This window comes from Streptomyces sp., assembly GCF_031181555.1.
GTDB lineage: Bacteria > Actinomycetota > Actinomycetes > Streptomycetales > Streptomycetaceae > Streptomyces > Streptomyces fimbriatus.
In genome coordinates this window covers 77,293-98,778 of the sequence record NZ_JAPSKQ010000002.1, presented here as the reverse complement: position 1 = coordinate 98,778, position 21,486 = coordinate 77,293, and the positions used below count along the sequence as shown (strand labels likewise).

At 73.9% G+C, this 21,486-nt stretch carries 19 protein-coding genes and 2 pseudogenes; 10 read left to right on the top strand and 11 right to left on the bottom strand.

What is annotated here, in order from left to right:
• On the top strand, positions 1-603 hold a 603-nt coding region (locus RIM90_RS01060; RefSeq protein WP_309058561.1), incomplete at its 5' end, for an alpha/beta hydrolase.
• 16 nt (positions 604-619) lie between these two features.
• Here the strand turns inward: RIM90_RS01060 and RIM90_RS01055 are convergent.
• Positions 620-2,443: a sulfatase gene (locus RIM90_RS01055; protein WP_309058560.1), complete on the bottom strand. Its 1,824-nt coding sequence runs from the start codon at positions 2,441-2,443 to the stop codon at positions 620-622.
• Between the two features lie 197 nt (positions 2,444-2,640).
• On the opposite strand from RIM90_RS01055, the gene RIM90_RS01050 reads away from it, so the two are divergent.
• The 4 genes from RIM90_RS01050 (at position 2,641) to RIM90_RS01035 (ending at position 5,218) form a co-directional block, all read left to right on the top strand.
• Positions 2,641-2,883, top strand: a complete 243-nt coding sequence (locus tag RIM90_RS01050; protein ID WP_031102233.1) for a DUF397 domain-containing protein — start codon at positions 2,641-2,643, stop codon at positions 2,881-2,883.
• A 166-nt stretch (positions 2,884-3,049) separates the two neighbouring features.
• Complete coding sequence (locus RIM90_RS01045) at positions 3,050-3,952, top strand: universal stress protein (RefSeq protein WP_309058559.1); 903 nt, start codon at positions 3,050-3,052, stop codon at positions 3,950-3,952.
• A gap of 103 nt (positions 3,953-4,055) precedes the next feature.
• The gene (locus tag RIM90_RS01040) at positions 4,056-4,655 is read left to right on the top strand and encodes an ABATE domain-containing protein (protein WP_309058558.1); all 600 of its coding nucleotides are present in this window, start codon (positions 4,056-4,058) and stop codon (positions 4,653-4,655) included.
• A 65-nt stretch (positions 4,656-4,720) separates the two neighbouring features.
• Positions 4,721-5,218: a hypothetical protein gene (locus RIM90_RS01035; protein WP_004991805.1), complete on the top strand. Its 498-nt coding sequence runs from the start codon at positions 4,721-4,723 to the stop codon at positions 5,216-5,218.
• A gap of 67 nt (positions 5,219-5,285) precedes the next feature.
• Here the strand turns inward: RIM90_RS01035 and RIM90_RS01030 are convergent, their stop codons facing one another.
• Both RIM90_RS01030 and RIM90_RS01025 read right to left on the bottom strand, forming a co-directional pair.
• Complete coding sequence (locus tag RIM90_RS01030) at positions 5,286-7,244, bottom strand: N-acetylmuramoyl-L-alanine amidase (RefSeq protein ID WP_375165383.1); 1,959 nt, start codon at positions 7,242-7,244, stop codon at positions 5,286-5,288.
• 270 nt (positions 7,245-7,514) lie between these two features.
• Positions 7,515-8,654 (bottom strand): aminoglycoside phosphotransferase family protein, encoded by a 1,140-nt coding sequence (locus tag RIM90_RS01025; protein ID WP_309058557.1) that lies wholly within the window; start codon positions 8,652-8,654, stop codon positions 7,515-7,517.
• A gap of 233 nt (positions 8,655-8,887) precedes the next feature.
• Here RIM90_RS01025 and RIM90_RS01020 point away from each other — a divergent pair, with 233 nt between their 5' ends.
• Positions 8,888-10,381 carry a hypothetical protein gene (locus RIM90_RS01020; RefSeq protein ID WP_309058556.1) on the top strand — a complete coding sequence of 498 codons (1,494 nt, stop codon included), beginning with the start codon at positions 8,888-8,890 and terminating at the stop codon, positions 10,379-10,381.
• A gap of 93 nt (positions 10,382-10,474) precedes the next feature.
• Here the strand turns inward: RIM90_RS01020 and RIM90_RS01015 are convergent, their stop codons facing one another.
• The 3 genes from RIM90_RS01015 to RIM90_RS01005 form a co-directional block, all read right to left on the bottom strand.
• Complete coding sequence (locus RIM90_RS01015; RefSeq protein ID WP_309058555.1) at positions 10,475-11,893, bottom strand: SpoIIE family protein phosphatase; 1,419 nt, start codon at positions 11,891-11,893, stop codon at positions 10,475-10,477.
• A 294-nt stretch (positions 11,894-12,187) separates the two neighbouring features.
• Positions 12,188-13,282: a chemotaxis protein gene (locus RIM90_RS01010; RefSeq protein ID WP_309058554.1), complete on the bottom strand. Its 1,095-nt coding sequence runs from the start codon at positions 13,280-13,282 to the stop codon at positions 12,188-12,190.
• Between the two features lie 179 nt (positions 13,283-13,461).
• A complete protein-coding gene (locus RIM90_RS01005; RefSeq protein WP_309058553.1) occupies positions 13,462-15,063 on the bottom strand; it encodes an alpha/beta hydrolase in 1,602 nt (533 codons plus the stop codon).
• Positions 15,064-15,352: 289 nt separating this feature from the next.
• Here RIM90_RS01005 and RIM90_RS01000 point away from each other — a divergent pair, with 289 nt between their 5' ends.
• Positions 15,353-16,000 carry a chaplin gene (locus RIM90_RS01000; RefSeq protein WP_309058552.1) on the top strand — a complete coding sequence of 216 codons (648 nt, stop codon included), beginning with the start codon at positions 15,353-15,355 and terminating at the stop codon, positions 15,998-16,000.
• A gap of 61 nt (positions 16,001-16,061) precedes the next feature.
• On the opposite strand, the gene RIM90_RS00995 is transcribed toward RIM90_RS01000, so the two are convergent.
• Positions 16,062-16,547: a nucleoside deaminase gene (locus tag RIM90_RS00995; RefSeq protein WP_309058551.1), complete on the bottom strand. Its 486-nt coding sequence runs from the start codon at positions 16,545-16,547 to the stop codon at positions 16,062-16,064.
• Between the two features lie 202 nt (positions 16,548-16,749).
• Complete coding sequence (locus tag RIM90_RS00990) at positions 16,750-17,457, bottom strand: TetR/AcrR family transcriptional regulator (RefSeq protein WP_309058550.1); 708 nt, start codon at positions 17,455-17,457, stop codon at positions 16,750-16,752.
• A gap of 143 nt (positions 17,458-17,600) precedes the next feature.
• On the opposite strand from RIM90_RS00990, the gene RIM90_RS00985 reads away from it, so the two are divergent.
• The 3 genes and pseudogenes from RIM90_RS00985 (at position 17,601) to RIM90_RS00975 (ending at position 19,520) form a co-directional block, all read left to right on the top strand.
• Complete coding sequence (locus tag RIM90_RS00985) at positions 17,601-18,560, top strand: NAD-dependent epimerase/dehydratase family protein (RefSeq protein WP_309058549.1); 960 nt, start codon at positions 17,601-17,603, stop codon at positions 18,558-18,560.
• A 68-nt stretch (positions 18,561-18,628) separates the two neighbouring features.
• A pseudogene (locus RIM90_RS00980) lies at positions 18,629-18,928 on the top strand (NAD-dependent epimerase/dehydratase family protein); the annotation flags it as partial.
• Positions 18,929-19,055: 127 nt separating this feature from the next.
• Positions 19,056-19,520, top strand: a complete 465-nt coding sequence (locus RIM90_RS00975; RefSeq protein ID WP_309058548.1) for a hypothetical protein — start codon at positions 19,056-19,058, stop codon at positions 19,518-19,520.
• A gap of 105 nt (positions 19,521-19,625) precedes the next feature.
• On the opposite strand, the gene RIM90_RS00970 is transcribed toward RIM90_RS00975, so the two are convergent.
• The 3 genes and pseudogenes from RIM90_RS00970 to RIM90_RS00960 all read right to left on the bottom strand — a co-directional run.
• Positions 19,626-19,889: a GlsB/YeaQ/YmgE family stress response membrane protein gene (locus tag RIM90_RS00970; protein ID WP_309058547.1), complete on the bottom strand. Its 264-nt coding sequence runs from the start codon at positions 19,887-19,889 to the stop codon at positions 19,626-19,628.
• Between the two features lie 163 nt (positions 19,890-20,052).
• Entirely contained in the window at positions 20,053-20,493 is a 441-nt protein-coding gene (locus RIM90_RS00965) for an SPW repeat protein (protein WP_309058546.1), read from the bottom strand.
• Between the two features lie 162 nt (positions 20,494-20,655).
• Positions 20,656-21,486: pseudogene (locus RIM90_RS00960) on the bottom strand (LLM class flavin-dependent oxidoreductase); the annotation flags it as partial.

Below are 21,486 nucleotides of genomic sequence, written 5' to 3'. Positions count from 1 at the left end.
CTCCGCGCCCACCTGGCCCTGGACCGCATGGACCTGTTGGCCCATTCGGCGGGCGGGAGCCTCGCCATGCTGTACGCGGCCCGGCATCCCGGGCGCGTGGGACGGCTGGCGCTGATCACGGCCACCCCGTGGGCGCTCGGCATGCCGGCGACGGCCGGACACCGGCTCGCGGCGGCCCGGCTGCGGGAGAACGAACCCTGGTTCCCGGAGGCGTTCCCCGCGTTCGAGGCCTGGCTGGAGGGCACCGGCGACTTCGACCCCGTCTTCCTCCCGTTCTTCTACGGACGCTGGGACGACACCGCCCGCGCCCACGCGGCGGGCGAGGAGGCGCAGGTCAACGAGGAGGCCTGCGACCTCTACGGCTCCACCGGCGCCTACGACCCTCCCGAGACCCGCGCCGCACTGGCCCGGTTCACGGCCCCGGTGCTGGTCCTCGCCGGTGAACTCGACGGCGGCCCCGCACCGTCCCTCGCCCGCCGTGCCGCCGACGCGTTCCCGGCGGCCGGGTTCGCGGTGCAGCCGGGCGCCGGGCACTACCCGTGGCTGGACGACCGGGAGTGGTTCGTACGGCGGGTCACGGACTTCCTCTCCGGGCGGGGGTGACGCCGGGCCGCCGCGGTCAGCCCGTCCCGGCCGACGTCCCCGGGGTGCCGCCCCGCGGCCCGAACGCCGTCATGAAGCGGTCACGGAAGGCGTCCATGCCCCAGCGCGGGGCGTCGGGCGCGGGCTTGAGCCCGTCGGTCCAGCCCCACCCCTCCACCCGGTCCAGCACCTTCTCGTCCCGGGCGACGATCGTGACCGGCACGTCCTTGCCGGTGCTCCCGGCGGTGACGGTGGGAACCGGCTGGTGATCGCCGAGGAAGACCAGGACCGTGTCCTCGTCGCCGTACCGCTCGACCCACTCGATCAGGCTCCGCAGCGAGTACTCGATGGCCCGCCGGTACTCGGTGCGCACCTTCTCCGGGTCCTTCCAGACCTCCTTCGGGTCCGTGCCCTCCTTCTTGATCTCGTGGAACACCGAGCCGTCGCCGAGGTCGTCCCAGTCGATCATGCGCGCGATGGGGGACCAGGGGTTGTGGCTCGAGGCCAGGATGATCTCCGCCATGATCGGCCGGCGGTCCTTCCTGCCGTGCTCCAGGCGCTCGAAGGCCTCCAGACTGAACTGGTCGGGTACGGGGGTCCAGCTGAAGTACGGGCCGTGGTAGCCGAGGCGCTCGGAGTCGTAGATGTGGTCCAGCCCGAAGAACTCGCCCTCCGGCCAGGCCCGGCGCACCCCGGGCACGATGCCGACGGTGCGCCAGTCACCGGTCTTGCGGAAGTAGCCGGTGAGGGTCATGCGGTCGCTGGTGGTCAGGCTGCGGTAGCGCTGCTGGTTCTTGATCCACAGGCCGGACAGGAAGGTCGAGTGGGCGAGCCAGCTGCCGGCGCCCGTCACCGGCGAGGTGAGCCAGCCGCTGCGTGAGGAGAAGCCGGCGGACTCCAGCCTGCCGGTGCCCTCCGCGAGGACCGCGCCGACCGGCCCCGCCATCGCCGGGTCGTCGATCGCCACCCGGCCGTAGCTCTCGATGAAGGTGAACAGGACGTCCTTGCCGCGCAGCCCGGTGAGCAGCCGGTCGGGCGGCGTCCCCGCGAAGGCGTCGACGGCGGCCTGCTCCTCGAAGACCCGCGCGTCGCGCAGGCCCGCGCGCACCTGCTCCACGCGGTTGCCCAGCATCTCCGCGGTGCCCTTGGTGGCGACCGGGACACCGGTGATCCGCACGCCCAGGGTGACGCAGGTGATCCACGCGACGCCCAGGACCAGCGTGGTCCGGGCGGCGACGGGACGGTGACGGACCATCAGGTCGGCCAGCCGCACCGTCGCCAGCGTCATGAGCACGAGCAGGGAGACGAACAGGACGATCACCCCGGCCACGGCGAGCACCTGCCCGCCCCGGCCGAACGACTCCCGTACGAAATCCGCCGCGTCGTCGAGCAGGATCCAGTCGAGCACCAGGTCGAAGGGCCGGGCCAGCACCTGGTAGAAGCCCATGTCCACGAGTTTCAGGACGGTGAGCAGACCGAGCAGGACGCCCGAGACCACCGCCGTGATCCGCCGCGGCCTCCCGGGCAGCGCGAGCAGCAGGGCCGCGAGCAGGATCCCCTCGGCGGGGAGGCGGAGGAACGCGTCGAACGTGAGCCGTTCCACGCGGTTCGGCACGAGGAGCGCGAACAGCACCAGTGCTCCGGCGAGGACGGTCGTCCCGACGGTGACGCCGCGCGCCGCACGGAGCCGGCGCAGCCGCCGGCCGAACCGGCCCGGGCGCGCGGCGGCCGGCGTGGCGCCGGGGGACGGCGAGGCCGCCGCGGCCCCGGCGGTGTCCGCGGGCGCGGACGCGGCGCCGTCCTCGTCCGCTCCGCCCCCGGTGGTGTCCGACGATTGACGGGAGCGAGTGAAGAGCGACACCCGGAGGTCCTTCCGTGCGGTCCTGCGATGGCATGGCGAACCGGGCCCGAGGGGAGGCCCGCCCCCACCAGTACGTGCGCACGGCACTCCGGGTTCAACGGACACCGCCGCGAAGAGGTACTTCCCGTGCGGCCTGTCGGGGGCGGGGACCGATCGCTAGGCTGGCCGCGGACGACGGAATCGGGAGGAGCACGGACGTGGCCGAGAGCACCACCCAGCAGCGCCCCCTCACGGGCTGGGACAAGCCGGACCTGGACCTCAGCAACGCGCAGTGGCAGTCCAGCAGCCGCGGACTGGGCGATGTCCAGATCGCCTTCGTGGAGGGCTTCATCGCCATGCGCAACAGCGGCCGCCCGGAGAGCCCTTCCCTGATCTTCACCCCCGCGGAGTGGGGCGCGTTCGTGTCGGGGGCCCGGGAGGGGGAGTTCGACCTGACGTGAGCCGGGCCCGCGGGAGCCCTCACCGGCCGCCCTGCCGGAGCCGTCACCGTTCCGGGACGTGTTCCCCGCGTTTTTCCGGACACGCGACCGGAAGCGCCTTCCCCGGTCCCCGCCTGAGTCAGGCTGGTCCGGGAAGGCGGGGGTCGTACACCGGAGGCGAGGAAACATGAACACCCAGCCGGTCGTCGCGGCGGTCGACGGTTCGGACGACAGCCTGCGCGCCCTGGAGTGGGCCCTCGACGCCGCCCGTCGGCGCGAGGCCCCGCTGCGGGTCGTGCACGTACGCCAGTACGCCTCCTGGGCGCAGCCCGAGGTCCTGGCCGCCGGCCCGCCCGACCCGGACGACGACCCGGTCCTCGACCAGGTCCGCGCCCATCTGGAGGGGCACACCGGGCTCCCGGCCGTCGAGTACACCGCCCTGGTGGGCGCGCCCGGCGGCGTGCTGCCCGAACTGGGGACCACGGCCCGGCTGCTGGTGCTCGGCTCCCGGGGCCGCGGCGGCTTCGCCAGCCTGTTGCTCGGCTCGAACTCCCTGGCCGCGGCCCGCGACGCCGAATGCCCCGTCGTCGTGGTGCCCCGGCCCGGACGCCCGGCCGACGGCGACCCGTCGGCCGGGCCGGGCCGGCTCGTGGTGGCCGGCCTGAACGCCGACAGCCCGGACGAGGCCACGCTCGCCTTCGCCTTCGCCGAGGCGGCCCTGCACGGTGCCCGGCTGCGGATCGTCGCCGCCTACCCGTGGCCCCTGCAGACCTGGATGCTGCCCGGGGAGATGCCCCCGCCGGGGATCGACCAGGACGCCGTCGAGCACGAGACGCGCGTCCTCGCCGACGGCTTCCTCGCCCCGCACCGCGAACGACACCCCGAGGTCACCGCCGAGACGCGGGTGCTGCCCGGTGACGCGGCCGGTCACCTGGTCGCGGCCTCCCGGGACGCGGCGCTGGTCGTCGTGGGCCGGCACCGCCGCCGCCTGCTGGCGCCGGCCCGCATGATGGGCTCCGTCACCCAGGCCGTCCTGCTGCACGCGGAGAGCCCGGTCGCGGTGATCCCGCCGGCCCCACCGGAGGAGTAGCCCCTCCGCCGGCCGCCGGGGCCCGCGCCGAAACCGTCACCGGCCCCGCGGGCGCACGCTCCCCCACCGGCCCGACGGATCCCCGCGCGCCTATCATCGGCCCATGCGGGACTCGATCAGCAGGGACGCCCGGCTCGCCCTGGACCTCGCCCTGACCATCCGGCACGACGGCAACGGCGGGGCCGCCGACGACCTGACCGACCCCGCCGGCCTCACCGCCTGGGTGCACGCCCACCCGGACGTGCTGCCCGATGCGGCCCGCTTCACCGCCGGTGCCGAGGACCTCACCGCCGTCCGTGAGCTGCGCGCCGCCGTCCGCGCCCTCTTCGCCCGCGCCGTGCGCCCGGACGAGCCGAGCCCCGCGGACGCGGCCCGGCTGCTGCCCGTGCCCGAGGCCCTGCGGCGCCTGAACGAGGCGGCCGCCCGCACCCCCACCGTGCCGGTCCTGCGGTGGGCCGAGGACGCCGGGCCCGTCGCGCACCGGCGTCCCGCCGGGGGCCAGGACGACCTGACCGCCGTCCTGGCACAGGCCGCGATCGGTTTCCTCGCGAGTCCCGACCGGCAGCGGCTGCGCGCCTGCCACGCGCCGCGCTGTGTGCGGTACTTCCTGAAGGAACACCCGCGTCAGGAGTGGTGCAGGCCGTCCTGCGGCAACCGGGCCCGGGTGGCCCGCCACCACGAGCGGCACCGCCGGACCGCGTAGCGGCGGCGGGCGCCGACCGTCCGCCCGTCCGTCCGTTCGCGGGTCCGGGCACGTACCATGGCGGCATGTCGTTCCTCCGCCGCCGCAGTGCCACTCCCGCCGGGCCCGACTTCGACGTACTGGCCATGGACCCGGGCGACTGGCCCGGCAACCTGGGTGCCGGGCTGCTGCCCGCCCCCGACGGCAGTTGCCAGGGCGTCTTCCTGCGTTACGACCTGTTCGGCGGCCGCGGCCCCGCGATGATCATCGGTAACCTGCCGGAGGGCTCCCCGGCCCGGGACGTCCCCGAGGGCGAGGTCCCCTTCGAGGTCGGGCAGCTGCTGCTGGCGCTGGAGAACGACGAGGAGGTCACCGTCGTCGGCACCGAGGACGTGCCGGTGATGCAGGGCGACAACCTGCTGATCGTGCGCCGCGTCAAGCTCTCCGAGGGCCGGATCTCCTGCGTGCAGTTCGACCGCAGCGACAACGTCCTGGTCACCATCGCCGCCTGGGACCGCCCGATCACCGACGACCTGTACGCCCTCCTCAAGCCGCTGCCCGCGGAACTGTTCCAGCAGGGCTGACCCCGGACCGCGCGAGGGGGGCCGGGTCCGCACCGGACCCGGCCCCCCTCGGCTCGGCGCGGCGGTGCTACGCCGGCCTCACCGTCACGTCCGCCGCCCGCACGAAGCCGACCCGGTGCCCGAACTGGACTTCGTAGTACAGGTCCTTGCCGGTCACGACCCGGTGCGAGGCCTCGTCGAAGCTCACCGCGTAGTAGTACTCGCCGGGCACCTTGCCCCCGGTCACGTACCGCTGGCCCTTCGGCAGCGTGTACGGCAGCGGCGACACGGACTGCGCGGGCACCCCTTGAGGGTAGGCCTCCTTCTCCGGGTAGGCGCGCCCGTACACGGGCACGGAGTCGAGCCCCTTCCTCGGGGTCACCACCAGGCCCGACGCGGGCACCGCCGTGGGCCGCTTCTGCGGGTTCCTGAACCACGCCTTCTGCCCCAGGTACCAGATGGCGGTCCAGTCGCCCCAGCGGTCGGCGACCGCGTACTGCTGCCCCGTGGAGGCGCGCGACGACAGGTCGTTCACCCCGGTCGTCGGAGCGGAACCGAGGCCGATGTCCCTGATCAGGGGAGAGCTCTCGTCGTGGTCGGAGTACAGCCGCACCGCGCTCGACCCGTGCGTCGCGCACGGCTCGCCCGCGTTCCCGCAGCCCGTGAAGACCGGCCGGTTGGCGGCGTAGTCGGGCCGGATCGTCACCATGCCGGCGTTTTTGCCGGCCGTGGCCTCGAAGGGGCGGCCCAGCAGCTCGAAGTAGTGCCGCCAGTCCCAGTAGGGGCCGGGGTCGGTGTGCATCCCGGGGATGGTCCCCGAGGTCGGTCCGGGCACGGTGTCGTGGCCGAGGATGTGCTGCCGGTCCAGGGGGATGTCGTACTTCTCGGCGAGGTACTTCACCAGACGGGCCGAGGACCGGTACATCGCCTCGGTGTACCAGGCGTCGGGTTCCGCCAGGAAGCCCTCGTGCTCCAGACCGATCGACCCGGCGTTGACGTACCAGTTGCCCGCGTGCCAGGCCACGTCCTTCGCCTTCACGTGCTGGGCGATGTGGCCGTCCGTGGAGCGCAGGCTGTACTGCCAGGACACGTAGGTGGGGTCCTGCACCATGTCGAGGACGCCCTCCCAGGCACCCTCCGTGTCGTGGACGACGATGTACCGGATCGGCTGCGAGGCCGGCCGGTTCCCCCGGTCGTGGTTGCCGTAGTCGCCGTCCCCGAACTCCTCGTACGGCGCCGGGACCCACTCGCACGACACCGTCGGCGGGCACTCCGTCCCGGCGGCGGAGACGCTGCGCAGGCCGGCGAGGGCCGGCGTCGAGGTGTCGGGCGCCAGGCCCGGGCGGGCGGCGAGGACGACCCGCTGTCCCGCGTCCGTGATCCGCTCCCCGCCGGTGCGGATCACCTCGTACACGTCGTCGGCGTACGCCGACGCCGACGACGTGTCGTCCGCGCCGGAGAAGCGGGCCACCGCCCCGTACCAGTCCGCCGGGTCCTCGCTCAGTGGCTTGCCCAGCCGGCGCTGTGCCTCGGCCAGCAGCGCGGCCCCGCCCGCCACGTTCGCGGCCGGGTCCTCGCGCAGTCGTTCGGGACTCAGCCCGGTCAGCCGGGCCGCCCTCGGCAGCGTCGTCAGACGTGCCGGGAGGGCGTCGGTGCGCGGTGCCCGCGCCTCGGGACGCAGCGGCGGGCGGGCGTCGTCACCGCGGGGATCCTCCGTGCCCTCGCCGTGGTGCTCGGTCGCGGCGAGCGCGGTCCGGGCGTCCGTGAGGTGCATGGGGCCGTAGCCGCCGGTCACGCTCGGGGCGCCGCCGTGCGCGTCCCAGCGGGACTGCAGGTAGGAGACGCCCAACAGCACGCTCTGCGGCACGTCGTACGCGGCGGCCGCGTCGGCGAACGCCTGCTGGAGCCGGGCGGTGCCCGGTGGGGAAGGGGAGGGGGCCGCGCCCAGCAGCGGCAGGGTCACCGCCACCGCTGCCAGGGCGCGGACGGCGCCGCGGGTGCGTCGGGGCCCGGACGCACTGCCGGGTTCGGGGACGGACGGTCGCAATGCAGCCTCCTGGGACGGTCGGGCGCGAGGGGCCCTGCGGAGCCGAGCGGTGCGTCAGTGGTACCGGTCGGCTGATGATCCGTCAATCATGCCCAGGCGGGCGTGAAGTTCCTCGTCACTCGGGGCGCGGGAACGTTTCGTGGTGGCGGCCGCGGGGCCTGCGACGCGTCAGTGGAGTACACCAATGGCCCCGCCCGAGGGGCGTCGGGCACGGACACGCGGCGGTCCGCGGTGCGCCTCTGCCGGGGCGCACCGCGGACCGCCCTCCCGTCAGCGAGTGCCGACCGCCGCGCGCACGGCCCGGCGGGCCAGTTGGCAGTCGTCGTGCAGCCGCCGCAGCAGCAACCGCTGTTCCTCGCAGGACGGGACGGCACCCGGGCGGGCCGCTCCCGGCGCCGCCGGGGCCGGGTCGTGCATCGAGCGCTGCACGGCCGTCTCGTAGGTACGGATCTCGCGGGTCAGCACGAGCATCAGATTCACCAGGAACGCGTCACGCGAGGCGGGGCCCGCCGACTGCGCGATCTGGCTGATCTGCCGCCGGGCCGCCGGCGCGTCCCCGAGGACCGACCACAGCGTCGCCAGGTCGTAGCCCGGCAGGTACCAGCCCGCGTGCTCCCAGTCCACCAGTACGGGACCGGCCGGTGAGATCAGGATGTTCGAGAGCAGGGCGTCGCCGTGGCAGAACTGGCCCATGCCCTGCCGTCCGGCCGCGAGCGAGATGCCGTGCAGCAGCTTCTGCAGGTCGCCCATGTCCCGGTCGGTGAGCAGGCCCAGCTCGTGGTACCGGGAGATGCGGGCCGCGTAGTCCAGCGGGGCGTCGAACGTCCCGGCCGGCGGCCGCCAGGAGTTCAGCCGGCAGATCGCGCCGAGCGCCGCCCTGATGTCCGCCCGCGGCGGTGCCTCGGCCGGGTGCCGCTGGAGTGCCGCCACCCGGCCGGGCATCCGCTCGACCACCAGCGTGCAGTTGTCCGGATCCGCCGCGATCAGCCGGGGCGCCCGCACGGGCGGGCGGTGCCGGACGAACGAGCGGTATGCCGCTATTTCATGGCGGATCCGCTCGCTCCACGCGGGGGAGTGGTCCAGTAAGCACTTGGCGACCGCGGTGCTCCGGCCGGTGGTGCCCACCACGAGGACGGACCGGCCGCTGCGGCGCAGCACCTGCACGGGGGTGAACTCCGGGCAGATGCGGTGCACCGACGCGATCGCCGTGCGCAGCTGGGCGCCCTGCGGGCCGGACAGGTCGAGCCGTCCGCTGAGCGGCTGGGTGCCCGGTCCCGCGGGGCGCCGTACCTTGCCCGCGCCGAGCACGGTGGGCGCCGGGCGCGCGGGGGTGAGGTAGGGGCCGCCGTCCGACGGACGCGGACGCAGCGGCCGGGGCGGGGCGGACACGGAGGACGATGCTGCGTACATGGGTGATACAGATCCCTTCGTGTGCCTGAGATGTCATCGACCACCCGGCCCGGCCGCCCAGGCACACCCTGGGGAATGTCCCTGCGGCGACCGGGTCGTGGCGGCGCGTTCCTACTCGACACCCGAAGCCCCCTGGCACACCATCTGGCGCACCCTGGCGAACCCTGGCGAATAGTCGCCCGGCAACTCTCCCCGGGCTACTGTCAACTCAGCCGAGAACCTGGGGGCTTGACGTGAGCGGACAACCCAACACCCGGCTCGCGGACCTGTTCGGCCTGGCCGGCTGGTCCAAGGGCGAACTCGCGAGGCTGGTCAACCGGCAGGCGGCGGCCATGGGCCACCCCCAGCTGGCGACCGACACCTCCCGGGTGCGGCGCTGGATCGACATGGGAGAGATCCCGCGCGATCCCGTGCCGCGGGTGCTGGCGGCTCTGTTCACCGAGCGTCTCGGCCGTGTCGTGACCATCGAGGACCTCGGTCTGGTCCGGCACGGGCGTACGGGGAGACGGCGGGGCGGCGGGAAGGCGGAACATCCCGACGGAGTGCCGTGGGCGCCCGAGCGGACGGCCGAGGTCCTCACCGAATTCACGGGAATGGACCTCATGCTCAACCGACGCGGCTTGGTGGGCGCGGGCGCCGCGCTCGCCGCGGGATCCGCACTCAGCAGCGCCATGCACGACTGGCTGCACACCGATCCGGCCCTGACCGCCGACGCTCCACGCCTCGACAACCCCCTGCACGCCGACCCCGCCGGGTTCGACCGCTACGAGGCCGCCCCCATCGGGTCGCAGGAGATCGAGGAACTGGAGCGCTCCGTGGAGGTGTTCCGCGCCTGGGACGCCGCCCGGGGCGGCGGCCTCCAGCGCAAGGCGGTGGTCGGCCAGCTCAACGAGGTGGGCGGCATCCTCGCCTACCACCACCCACCCCATCTCCAGCGGCGCCTGTGGGGCGTCGCCGCCAACCTCGCCGTCCTCGCGGGCTGGATGTCGCACGACGTCGGCCTGGAACCGACGGCCCAGAAGTACTTCGTCATCGCCGCCCACGCGGCCCGGGAGGGCGGTGACCGGCCGCGCGCCGGTGAGGCGCTGTCCCGGGCGGCCCGCCAGATGGTGCACCTGGGCCGGCCCGACGACGCCCTGGACCTGATGAAGCTCGCCCAGTCCGGCTCGGGCGAGGAGGTGCTGCCGCGCACCCGGGCGATGTTCCACACCATCGAGGCCTGGGCTCAGGCGTCCATGGGCAAGGGCCAGGCGATGCGCCGCACCCTGGGCCGCGCCGAGGACCTGTTCGTCTCGGACAAGGCCGACGCGGAGCCGCCGGACTGGATGCAGACCTTCAGGGACGAGGACCTGTACGGCATGCAGGCACTGGCCTACCGCACGCTGGCCGAGTTCGAGCCCGGTGCGGCCGTGCACGCCCAGCACTACGCGGAGAAGGCCCTGTCCCTGCGCGTCGACGGGCGGGAGCGGTCGAAGATCTTCGACCATCTGTCCATGGCCTCCGCCTGCTTCATCGCGGACGACCCCGAACAGGCCGACCGGTACGCGCGCCTCGCCCTGATGTCGATGGGCTCCAACTCCTCGCGCCGCACCTGGGACCGGCTGCGCCAGATGTACCGGCTCACCGCCGAGTACGCCTCCTACCCGAAGATCCAGGAGCTCAGGGAGGAGATCAAACTGGCGTTGCCGAAGCCGAGGGGGAAGGGCGGTGCCGGAGCCCGGGCGTGACGGCGAACGGCACCCGCGGCCCCGGGCCCCCGCGCGGTCGCCCTCCCCGGTGTGCCGTCCGGACGTCCCACGGACGGGCCGGCCGGACGCCCGCTACGAGGCGACCCGGGCCACGAGCACGCAGGCGCCGTCCTCGCGCTCCCTCTCGCCGAACTCCCGTACGACCGCGCGGACGCAGTGCTGCGCGGTGCGGGCCTCGGCGAAGTGCGCGGCCAGGCCCAGGAGACGGTGGACGGCCGTGGCTCCGGCGTGCCCGGGCACCAGCCCGTCGGTGTGCAGGAGCAGCAGGTCGCCGACCTCGAGGATCACTTCGGCCTGCCCGTAGGAGGCGCCCGAGGTGGCCCCGAGCAGCACGCCGTCCGGCGCGTCCAGCGCGCGCCCCGTCCCGTCGCGGAACAGCAGCGGGGCGGGGTGTCCGGCCTGCGCCCACACCAGGGAGCGGGTCTCGGGCCGGTAGCGCAGGCAGACGGCGCTGCCCAGCACCGGCTGCACGGTGGCGTCCAGTAATTGGTTGAGGCAGGCCAGCAGGGGACCCGGCTCGGTGCCGGTCATCGCCATGCCGCGCACGGCACCGAGCAGCATCGCCGTGCCCGAGGCCGCGCCGACCCCGTGCCCGGTCAGGTCGCCGACGCTGAGCAGGGTCGTGCCGTCGGACAGTTCCAGGGCGTCGTACCAGTCGCCGCCGATCGGCGCGTTCGTCGACGACGGCAGGTAGTGGGCGGCGAGTTCCAGGGTGCGCGGGCCGCCGTGCGGGAGCCGCAGGGAGCCGCGCCACGAGGGCAGCACGGCTTCCTGCAGCTCGACCGCGAGCCGGTGCTCGGTCTGCGCGGCGGCGTGCCGCTGACGGTGCAGCGAGTCACGGGTCTCGCTCACCGCCCGCCGGCAGCGGCGCAGTTCGCTGACGTCCCGCAGCACGGCCCACATCGAGGCGGTGCTGCCGTCGGCATCGAGTACCGGTTCGCCCATCATGTGCACGGTCCGTACGCCGCCGTCCGGGCGTACGACGCGGAACTCCCCGTCGATGGGCCGGGCGTCGACCAGGCAGTCCGTGACCATCGCCGTCAGCTTCGGCCGGTCCTCGTCGTGCACCGAGGAGGGCAGCTCGTCGAGGGTGAGCGGGGGAGCGGCCGGGTCGCGGCCCAGGATGTGGTACAGCTCCCCGGACCAGCTCACCTCGTCCGTGAGCAGGTTCCACTCCGCGCTGCCGACCCGGCTGAGCAGGGACCCGCCGTGCCGCGCCGCGGACGGCGCGGGCGCGCCGTCCGCGGTCGTCGGCAGCGGACCGTCCCGCAGCTGCGCCAAGTGCTCGTCCAGATCGTTGAGCTGATGCAGTGCCAGGTCGTACAGCGCGCGCTGCCAGCGGTTCCGCGGATCCGATCGGTCGGCCGGTGTGTCGCGCCGTACGGCGTCCACCTCGCCCTTGAGCCGCCGGGTCTGCGAGATGAGCTCGTCGACACCGCCGCGCCCTGGCGGCTGGGCGGCTGGGCGGTCCGCGGAGAGGTGGGGCGGCATGACGCACTCCGATGGGGGACGGTAGGGCCCTCGGGCGGACGGAGGGACCGTTATGACTGTGGCACAGCCCGCGACGCCCTGTAAGGGATTTGGCAACACACGACAAGGTGGTGCCGGTGGCATATGCCACCGTCTTCGGAGAGTTACTCCGGGGTAGGGGCGCGGACCCCGTTCCGCTCGCCAACTCCCCTGATGCACAACTGATGTGACGAGACGTCGGCTGCCCGTCGGAGCCTGCTCGCGCGTTCGGCGGCCGGGTGTTTGTTCGTGGCCGGCGGAGGGGTCACCCCGTCCTCAGTACCGCAGCACCCCCGCGATCCCGTCCGCGTCCCCGAGGGTGCCGTCCGGGACGAAGCGGACCTCGGCGCCGGTCTCCAGGCACCGCTCCACGATCTCGTCCACGATGTCCTCGCGGGCGTCCAGGTCGCCGTCCTCGGCGATGACCAGGTGGTCGCCGGCGTCGCGCACCGTGATCCGGTAGTTCTCCTCGACGGCCAGCAGCCGCACCCGTCCCTCCCGGGCGCTCTGCCACAACTCGTCGACCCCGGCCGCGAACTCCTTGCGCCCGCGGGCGGACACCAGGGACCGGATCACCTCCTCGGTGCTCCTGCGGGCCTCGGCCTCGAGCACCGGCCGCACCGCCTGCCACACCGCGTCGGGCGTGCCGTGCGCGAGTCCGCCGTGCGGGACGTGCACCGCGCCCCCGGCCACGCTGCCGACCTCGGACAGCAGGGACAGGGCGGCCCGCTCACCGGTGACGTACAGCGGCCGCGGGTGGTCGCGCAGGAGCGCGCTCATCGCGAGGTCGGCCTCGCGCAGGAACGTGCGGGTGCGTTCGTCGCGGAAGGCGCTCGGCTGGTCGCCGACCCGCTCCAGCCGCTCCGGGTCGAAGTTCTCCACGCCCCGGGTCAGCGGGAAACCGCCGGCGCGCTCCTCCACCACTCGGCCCGCGCCGCCGCTCCACAGGGTGATCCGGTCGGCGGACACGGACAGCACCCAGAACGGCCGTTCCGCCGTATGGGCGGAGACGAGGTTGCGGGTCAGGAAGGTGTCCGAGAGCACCACGCGCTCGGGCACGGAACGGGTGAGCGACCACACCTGGTGCTCACCCGGGGCCGCGAAGATGACCAGGCCGTCCTCGCTGTGTGCCAGGTCGACCTCGGACAGGGCCCGGTCCAGTTGCCGGGCCACCTCGGCGCGCCGGTCCCGGGTGACCGCGGGATCGGTCTCCAGCTGCTTCTTGGCGTCGCCCACCACATTGCGCAGCCGGACGGCGTCCTGCGTGTTGAGGGGATCGCGCCGGTGGGTCGGCGTCAGCACGGACACCGCGGGATAGGGGCGCGGCCGTCGAAGCTCGGCAAGGGCAGCAGGACTCAGATCGTGCTCCATGACAGCACCATAGAGCCGATTCCCGTGTAGGGCATTTGGGGCAAAACGTCCGGCTGTCGTGGTGGAGGCACTCCCGGCCCGCCGACGTGCGGCAGCACGTGCGCCGTGACGGCGGCGGGGCGGCGGGCGAAGGCGCGGGGCCGGCTCCGCGGGGCCCGCGGAGCCGGTTCGGACCCGCTTCAGCCCCGGTCGTCCTCCTCGGAACCGCAGGAACTGCCGCTCGGCGGCAGGGACCCGTGCAGCAGGAAGTCGTCGACCTTGCGGTGGACGCACTCGGACGACCCGTAGCCGGTGTGGCCCTCACCCCGGTTGTCCAGCACCACCGCCGCGTCACCGAGCCGCTCGGCCGTCTCCACCGTCCAGCGGTACGGGGTGGCCGGGTCGCCCCGGGTGCCGACCAGCAGCATCTTCGGCGTGTCGAGGTCCTTGACCTGCTCGCGGATGTAGTCGGTGCCCCTGGGCCGGCCGTGGCACATCAGCACCTGGGCGAGCCGGTACCGGCCGAAGACCGGCGAGGCCTCCTCGTAGGCGGTGCGCAGCCGGGCCAGGTCCCGGGTCAGCCGCTCGGCGGTGGGACGGTCGGGGTCGTCCGCGCAGTTCACCGCCATCAGCGCCGCCGGCGGGTTGTCCAGCGGCACCTCCTCCTCGTCGACGAGGGGGTCGTCGGCCCGCTGCGGCGCGGGGAGCGCCACCCCTCCGGTCGCGAAGGCCTCCACCCCGCGCGTGTCCCCGTCCTCCATCAACTGCGCGAGGGCCCGTTGCAGCAGCGGCCACAGCTCCTTGCTGTACAGGCCCTGCCCTATGGCGCCGGCGAGGTCCTGACCGGTGAACTCGAAACCGAAGTCGGTCGGCACCGGGTTCTCGTCGAGCGAGTCGACCAGCTCCACGACCTGCCGGCGGGCGTCGCGCGCGTCCTGCCCGAACGGACAGGCGATGTCCTCGGTGCACCAGGTGAGGAAGTTCTCCAGTGCCCTCTGCTGCCCCCTGGCACCCGCCAGCCCCTGTTCGGTCAGCGAATCGGTCAGCGTGTCCACGCCGTCGAGCACGAACCGGCCCACCTTCTCGGGGAACCGGGCCGCGTACACCGCGCCGAGCCGGGTCCCGTAGGAGAAACCCAGGTAGTTGAGCTTCCCGTCGCCGAGGACCTGGCGCATCACGTCCAGGTCGCGTGCGACGTCCACGGTGCCGATGTGGGAGAGGACGGGGCCCGAGTGCTCGGCGCACTCGGCGGCCACCTCACGCAACTGCGCGAGCGTCTCGCGCGGATCGGACATGTCCTCGCCGCCGGTCACCTCCAGCGCCCGGCCGGTGGCCTCCGCGCCGCAGCTGACCGGTGAGGAGCGGCCGATGCCGCGCGGGTCGAAGGAGACCACGTCGTAGTCGTCGGTCAGGCCCATGAAGTCCTTGCCGCTGTGGGCGAGCCCCACGACACCCGAGCCGCCCGGACCGCCGAAGTTCAGCACCACCGAGCCCCGCGGGTCACCGGTGGCCCGGTAGCGGGCGAGGGCCAGCTCGAGGGTGCCCTTCTCGGGCTTCGCGTAGTCGAGCGGGACGGTGATCTTCCCGCACTGCAGATCCTCCGGCAGGTCCGTGCCCTCGCACGCCACCCACTTGATCTTCTGGTCGTAGAACCGGTCGAGGTCCGGTTCCGTACCGCCGACGGCCGTCAGCCCCGCACCCAGCAGAGCCAGCCCGGCCGCGCCGGTGACCGCGCGGCGCCGGACCGAAGATCGCACCGAGCGGCGCCGGACCGAGGGTCGAGTGGACAGCTTGGCCAGCATCGATGCCTCCAAGGGCGCCCCGCAGCGGACCGGGAACCGGCGCCCTCGCTCACCATAAGCGGGCCCCGCGGCCCTCGCCTGTCGGCCGAGCGGCGGCACACCCGGCATCCGGCCCCCGTGTGTTCGTCAGCCGTGCGTTCGACGGATCCGCCCGGGTTTCGAACGACGGGACCCCTGATGGAGTGAACGGTCCGGGTCCGTACGGGGGAGCCATAACCCGGATGGCGGTGCCCGCGTTCTGTCCGGTGCGGGCGAGGGCCCGCGACCGAGTCTGGAAGGCAGGGAACCTATGAGACGGGTCACCCGGAACGGTGTGATCGCCGTCGCCGCCGCGTCGGGCGCGATGGCCGTGGCGATGCCGGCGTACGCCGACGCCGGCGCGGAGGGCGCCACGGTCGGTTCGCCCGGGGTGGTGTCCGGGAACACCGTCCAGCTCCCGGTGCACGCCCCGCTGAACGTGTGCGGGAACACGGTGAACGTGGTGGGCCTGCTCAACCCCGCCGCGGGCAACACCTGCGTCAACGAGAGCGCCGACGAGCGGGGCGGATCCCCGGGGCCGGCCGGCGGCGCGACGGCCGGGAGCGACACGCACGGCTCGCCGGGCGTGGTGTCCGGCAACCAGGTGCAGCTGCCGGTGGACCTCCCGGTCAACGTCAGCGGGAACAGCGTGAACGTGGCCGGCGCCGGGAACGCGGCCGTCGGCAACGAGTCCGTGAACACCTCCGGCGAGCGGCCCGACCGCCCGGAGCCCGAGCCGTCCGCACCGTCGCGCACGCCGTCGGCCCCCGATCCGGCGCCGCACGCCGCCCCGCCGGAGACGGCCGCCCTCGCCGAGACGGGCGCCGACCGTACCGTCCCGGTCCTCGCGACCGGCGCCGCGCTCTTCCTGGGCGGAGTCGTCCTGTACCGCCGGGCCCGCCCGCGGACGGACGGCTGAGCCCCCGGGGGAACGAGCCGACCACCGGAGTCCCACCCCGCCCGGCGGTGCCCCGCGCGGGTCAGGCGCCCGCGCGGTGGAACCGCTGGTGCAGCTCCTTGACCTCCCCGGCCAGTTCCGGGACGGGGCCGTCCACGAGCACGCCGGGGGCGACCTCGGCGACGGGCAGCGTCCGCACCGGCGGAGCGGGCACCCCCAGTTCGGAGAGCCAGGACGTCAGCTGCTCGGAGGAGGCGACGTACACGATGCGTCCGAGGCCCACCCAGGCGTGGGCGGCCGCGCACATCGGGCAGTGCTCGCCGGAGGTGTACACCGTGGCGGCGGCCCGCTCGCCGGGCGTCAGGTGGGCCGCCGACCAGCGCGCCAGCTCGAACTCGGGGTGCCGGGTGCGGTCCCCGGAGGCCACGCGGTTGCGGTCCTCGGCGCGCACGGTGCCGTCCCCGGTCACGAGGACCGAACCGAACGGTTCGTCCCCGGCCTCCAGCGCCTCGGCCGCCAGTTCCACACAGCGGCGCAGGTACGGCAGTTCGGCTTCCTTCACGACCACGGGCCCGGCCTCCCTCGCGATGTCTTGATCGACAGCAGCCTAAGGCGGTGGGCGCGCGGAGGCGAAGCCACCGTGGGGCGCGGACGGGAAGCCGTCGCGGGTGCCCTCCCGTAATCCCTTCGCCTCCCTGACCACGACGACCACGACGACTCCGTACGCGTACGTGCCGGTGAGGTAAGGGAGCACACCGGGCACGCCCCGCTCAGTCCAGGCCGAACGTGTCGGCCAGGACGTCGAACTGGGCCGTCAGCAGCGTGCCCCCGTCGTGGCCCATGCCCGTGAACTGCCCCGCGGCCTCCAGGCCGATCGCCCCGTGCAGATGGGTCCAGGCGAGCACGCCTCCGGCCAGGGCGGTCCCCTCCGCTCCGGCGGGCACGTGGGCGCGCGCCCACCGCGCGACCGCCTCGTCCCCGGCGGCCCAGGCCGTCATCTGCTCGACCACCGGCCGTACCGCCGCCGTCGGCGCGCCCTGGGCGAAGGCAGGGAGGAACGGGCCGAGCACCGCCCGCGCGCTCTCCAGCGTGTCCGGCGGCGCGGAGTACCCCGGCACCGGCGTGCCCTCGATCAGCAGATAGCGGTGCGGCTGCGCGGCCGCCCAGTCCCGGCAGGCCGCGGCGAGGGCCTGGAGGCGGGCGCGCGGCGCGGTGCCCGGCGGCAACGCGCCGGCCGCTTCGCCGACGGCGGCGGCCAGGTCGGCGTAGGCGTCGCGGATCAGGTCCGTCAGCAGCGCGTCCCGGCTGTCGAAGTAGCGGTAGAGGGCGGGGCCGGACAGGCCGACCTCCTTGGCGATGCGGGTGAGCGCCACCGCCGCCGTACCGCCCTCCGCCAGTTGCCGGAGCGCGATCTCCTTGATCTCCGCCCGGGTCTGCTCGCGGTAACGGGCCCTCGGGGTCAGCTGACTGCCGGTCACGTTCGACTCCTCTCGTCTCGCTACACACCCTAACGGAAGCCTGAGAGTGCCGCTCTTGTTAGTAAGAATTGATTTAGTTACAGTCTATAACTGTCGCGATGGTCGATAGGAGATCGATCGCGCACCGACTCGAGGAGACCGTCATGCCCGCTGCCGCCACCGACTCCCGCGCCCTGCACACCGTCCTCGGCTCCGGTCCCGCCGGCACCGCCCTCGCGCGGGAACTCGCCCGCCGCGGCCACCCCGTCCGGCTCGTCGACCGCAAGGGGGACGGGCCCGCGCTCACCGGCGTCCAGCGGTACGCCGCCGACGTCGGCACCGCCGAGGGCGCCCGGGCGGCCACCGCGGGCGCGGCCGTGGTGTACCACTGCGTCAACGTCGGCTATCACCTCCAGGTCGAGGTCATGCCCCGCATCCAGGAGGCCGTGCTCGGCGCGGTCGAGGCCTCCGGAGCCCGGCTCGTCGTCCTCGACACGCTCTATCCGTACGGCGAGACCGGGGGAGCGGTGATGACCGAGGACACCCCGTGGCGGGCGACCAGCCGCAAGGGCCGGATGCGCGCCGCGCTCGACGAGCGGTATCTCGCCGCGCACCGCGAGGGCCGCGCCCGGGTGGTCCTCGGCCGCTCCGCCGACTTCGTCGGCCCCGGCGTGCTCAACTCCTCCCTCGGTGCCGCCGTGTTCCCGGGCGCGCTCACCGGCGGCGAGGTGCTGGGGCTCGGTGACCTGGACCTGCCGCACAGTTACACCGGCATCGAGGACGTGGCCGGTGGCCTGGCCACCCTCGGCGAGCGTCCCGGGGGCGACGGCCGGGTCTGGCACCTGCCCACGGCGCCCGCCGTCAGCACGCGCGAGATCCACGCCATGATCGAGAAGCGGACCGGCCGGCCCCTGAACGTCGTGGTCCTGAGGGAGCCGCGTCCCTTCGGCCCGTTCGACGAGGAGTTCATGGCCGAGTACGCCGAGATGTTCTACCAGCACACCGAGCCCCAGATCGTGGACTCCTCGGCCTTCGAGCAGGCCTTCGGCACACGGCCGACGCCGCTGGAGGAGACCCTGGACGCCACCGTGACCTGGTACGAACAGTGGCTGGCCCGCCCCTGACGGGGACCGCCCGCGAAGGTCCCGGGCCGGGATGTCACGTCCCGGCCGCCTTGGACCGTCGCAGTGTCATGACGACGAACGGGAAGAGCCACCGCATCCTCCTCGTCGGCGCCGGCGGTGTCCTCGGCCGGCATGTCGCGCGGGCCCTGACCGAGGCCGGGCACAAGGTCACGGGGCTCGGGCGAGGGCCGGAGGACGACATCCGGGCCGACCTCATGGACCGCGGCGCACTGCTGCGCGCCGTGGACGGGCAGCACTTCGACACCGTGATCCACGCCGCGACCGCCCTGCGCAAGGCGCCCATGCGCCACCGCGACATGGACGCCACCGACGCGCTGCGCACCGAGGGCACCGCCCATCTCCTCGAAGCCGCCCGGGCCACCGGTGCCCGCTGCTCGTCGCCGAGTCGATGGTCTTCGGCTACGGCTACGGGGACCACGGCGACCGGGTCCTCGCCGAGGACGACGGTTTCGGCCCGCGCGGGACCGACCCGTCATGGGAACGGCACATCGCGGCCCTGCGCGCGAAGGAGCGGCCCACCCTCGCGTCCCCCGGCCTGGAGGCATCGCCCTGCGCTTCGGCCTGCTCCACGGTCCCGGCGGTACCGACGGCCTGCTTCCCCTGCTGTGCAAGCGGCAGCTGCCCGTGCCCCACGACCGCGGCCGGGTCCTGCCGTGGGTCGAACTCGGCGACGCCGCCCGTGCGGTGGTCGCGGCCGTGGAGCGCGGGCGCCCGGGACAGGCGTACAACATCGCCGACCCCACTCCGCTCGGGTTCCGCGCCCACCTCCTGCGCGTGGCCGAGACGTCCGGGCTGCCGCGGCCGATGTCGTACGCGCACGACGTGATGTCCACGACGCTGCGGGTGCCCACGGCGAAGGCGGAACGGGAGCTGGGCTGGATCCCGGTTCATCCGGACGCCCGGGACGGTCTCGCCGCGATGCGCGCGGGGACGCGGTGAGGCGGGGAAGGGCGGATCGGGCGAAGGACGCGGGCCCGGGGGAGGCACCACCCGGTGCCTCCCCCGGGCCCGCTCTCCGCGTCCGCCCCGGCTGCCGGGATCCGGTCAGCGGCGTGCCCTGGCGCGGTCCAGTGCGGCCACCCCGAGTGCGGCGAGGCCGATCTGGATCAGCCACTCCACCCAGTCGACGCCCTTGGTGTCGGCCACCCCGAAGGAAGCGGCGATCGCCGAACCGATGAGTGCGGCGACGATGCCGACGAGGATCGTCCACAGGATCCCGATGCGCTGGCGTCCCGGGACCACGAGTCGGCCCAGGATGCCGATGACAATACCGATGACGATGGCACTGATGATGCCGTCGATCTCCATCTCGCCCCTCTTCCTCGTGACCCCCGCTGCAGGGCGTGTGCCCCGGGGCGGTGAGGACAGTCCCGCGTTCCCGCGGGGCCGCGCGGCCGTGCCCGGATCCGGACAGGGAGACACCGGCCCGCGACGGGGGCGGACCGGCGTTCGGCTCCCTTCCCGGCCGTGTCTACGGCCTGGGGGCGCTCTTGGCCGAGCTGGCGGCGCAGATCACGCCCAGGACCAGAGCGAGGGCACCGATGACGATGTTGTTCCAGATCACGCCGGCGTCGGGGCCGTCGCCGACGATCCACGGCGAGACGATCATCCACACGCCCAGGGCGCACATGGCCCAGCTGAGGCCGTACATGCGCGCCGGGGCCGCGGTGAACCCCAGGCCGAGCAGACCGATCGCGATGCCCACGATCAGGTTGTGGGTCACGAGCGCGGGCTGACTCGTCGTGTAGTGGAGTATCCACGGGGACACCGCACAGTACAGACCGAGCAGGAACACCGGTCCGTCCACGAGGGCCACATCACGACCGCCGAGCACACGGTCGTACCGTGCCCGCATTTCGGGAGCGTCGGGGTGGCTCGTGATGTCACCGCGGGGGTGCGAGACGTTGGCCATGGTCGTCTCCTTCGACTAGCAGGCCTGACCGCTTCTGGTGCGGTATGCGGTAAACGCCGCGTATTCTTATTCTGCTCTTACTTTTCCTTTATGTGTAGGGTCCGGCGGGGAGTGCGGCACGGGCGCACCAGGCCGGCGCGAAGGAGAGGAGGGCCGTCCCTCTCAGGCCAGCGCCGGCACGATGTGCTCGCTGATGAGGCGCAGTTGGTCGTCGACCTCCGCCACCCCGTCCAGCTCCGGGCCGGTGAAGGCCCGTACCGGCCGGCGGTCCGTGAGGGCGCGGATGACGTGGTTCACGCCGCTGGGCGCGATCCGGGTGCGGATCTTCTCCGCGCACTCGGCCGGGGTGCCCGCGACGGACAGGCGCTCGGCGACCTCCGGCGGGGCGAGCTCGACGCCCCCCGCCAGGCCGCCCGCGCCGATCGCTTCGACCGCGGGTTTCAGCTCGGCGGGGTCGGCGCCGTTGCGGCGCAGCTGCTCGTCGGGCGTGGAGGAGGCGTAGATCCCCACCATGCTGCGGGCCGCCTCCTTCGCGCGCAGGGAGTCGGGCCCGGTGGCGAACACCACCCAGGCGCCGATGCCGAGGGAGCGCCAGTCCTTGCCCGCCCGCTCCGCCCCCGCCTCGATGTGGCGGACCGCGTGTGCGTACGCCTCCGCGGTGCAGCTCGGCGCGTGGCGGCATCCGTCGGACAGCTCGCCGGCCGCCTCGAAGGACCTGGGGCTCCGCATGGCTCCGAGTGTGAGGGGCACGCGCTGCTGGACCGGGCGGGCGAAGGTGAACAGCCCGTCGTAGGAGTGGAACTCGCCGCGGTGGGTGATGGCCCCCTCGTCCAGCAGCGTCCGCACCACGTGCAGTGCTTCCTTGACGCGGGACAGGGGGCGGGTGCGGGTCCAGTCGATGCCGTACCGCGCCAGGAGGCGAAGTTGCCGCTGGACAGCACGGCCTCGGCGCGGCCGCCGGAGAGTTCGTCGAGCGTGGCCAGGACCTGCGCG

Excerpts from the sequence above, each read along its gene's own strand:
- RIM90_RS00975 (WP_309058548.1), top strand. The coding sequence starts at position 19,056 with ATGGGAACGGCACATCGCGGCCCTGCGCGCGAAGGAGCGGCCCACCCT.
- RIM90_RS01045 (WP_309058559.1), top strand. The coding sequence starts at position 3,050 with ATGAACACCCAGCCGGTCGTCGCGGCGGTCGACGGTTCGGACGACAGC.
- RIM90_RS01025 (WP_309058557.1), bottom strand. The coding sequence starts at position 8,654 with ATGTACGCAGCATCGTCCTCCGTGTCCGCCCCGCCCCGGCCGCTGCGT.
- RIM90_RS00965 (WP_309058546.1), bottom strand. The coding sequence starts at position 20,493 with ATGGCCAACGTCTCGCACCCCCGCGGTGACATCACGAGCCACCCCGAC.
- RIM90_RS01005 (WP_309058553.1), bottom strand. The coding sequence starts at position 15,063 with ATGCTGGCCAAGCTGTCCACTCGACCCTCGGTCCGGCGCCGCTCGGTG.
- RIM90_RS01035 (WP_004991805.1), top strand. The coding sequence starts at position 4,721 with ATGTCGTTCCTCCGCCGCCGCAGTGCCACTCCCGCCGGGCCCGACTTC.
- RIM90_RS00985 (WP_309058549.1), top strand. The coding sequence starts at position 17,601 with ATGCCCGCTGCCGCCACCGACTCCCGCGCCCTGCACACCGTCCTCGGC.
- RIM90_RS01000 (WP_309058552.1), top strand. The coding sequence starts at position 15,353 with ATGAGACGGGTCACCCGGAACGGTGTGATCGCCGTCGCCGCCGCGTCG.
- RIM90_RS01010 (WP_309058554.1), bottom strand. The coding sequence starts at position 13,282 with ATGGAGCACGATCTGAGTCCTGCTGCCCTTGCCGAGCTTCGACGGCCG.
- RIM90_RS01015 (WP_309058555.1), bottom strand. The coding sequence starts at position 11,893 with ATGCCGCCCCACCTCTCCGCGGACCGCCCAGCCGCCCAGCCGCCAGGG.
- RIM90_RS00970 (WP_309058547.1), bottom strand. The coding sequence starts at position 19,889 with ATGGAGATCGACGGCATCATCAGTGCCATCGTCATCGGTATTGTCATC.
- RIM90_RS01040 (WP_309058558.1), top strand. The coding sequence starts at position 4,056 with ATGCGGGACTCGATCAGCAGGGACGCCCGGCTCGCCCTGGACCTCGCC.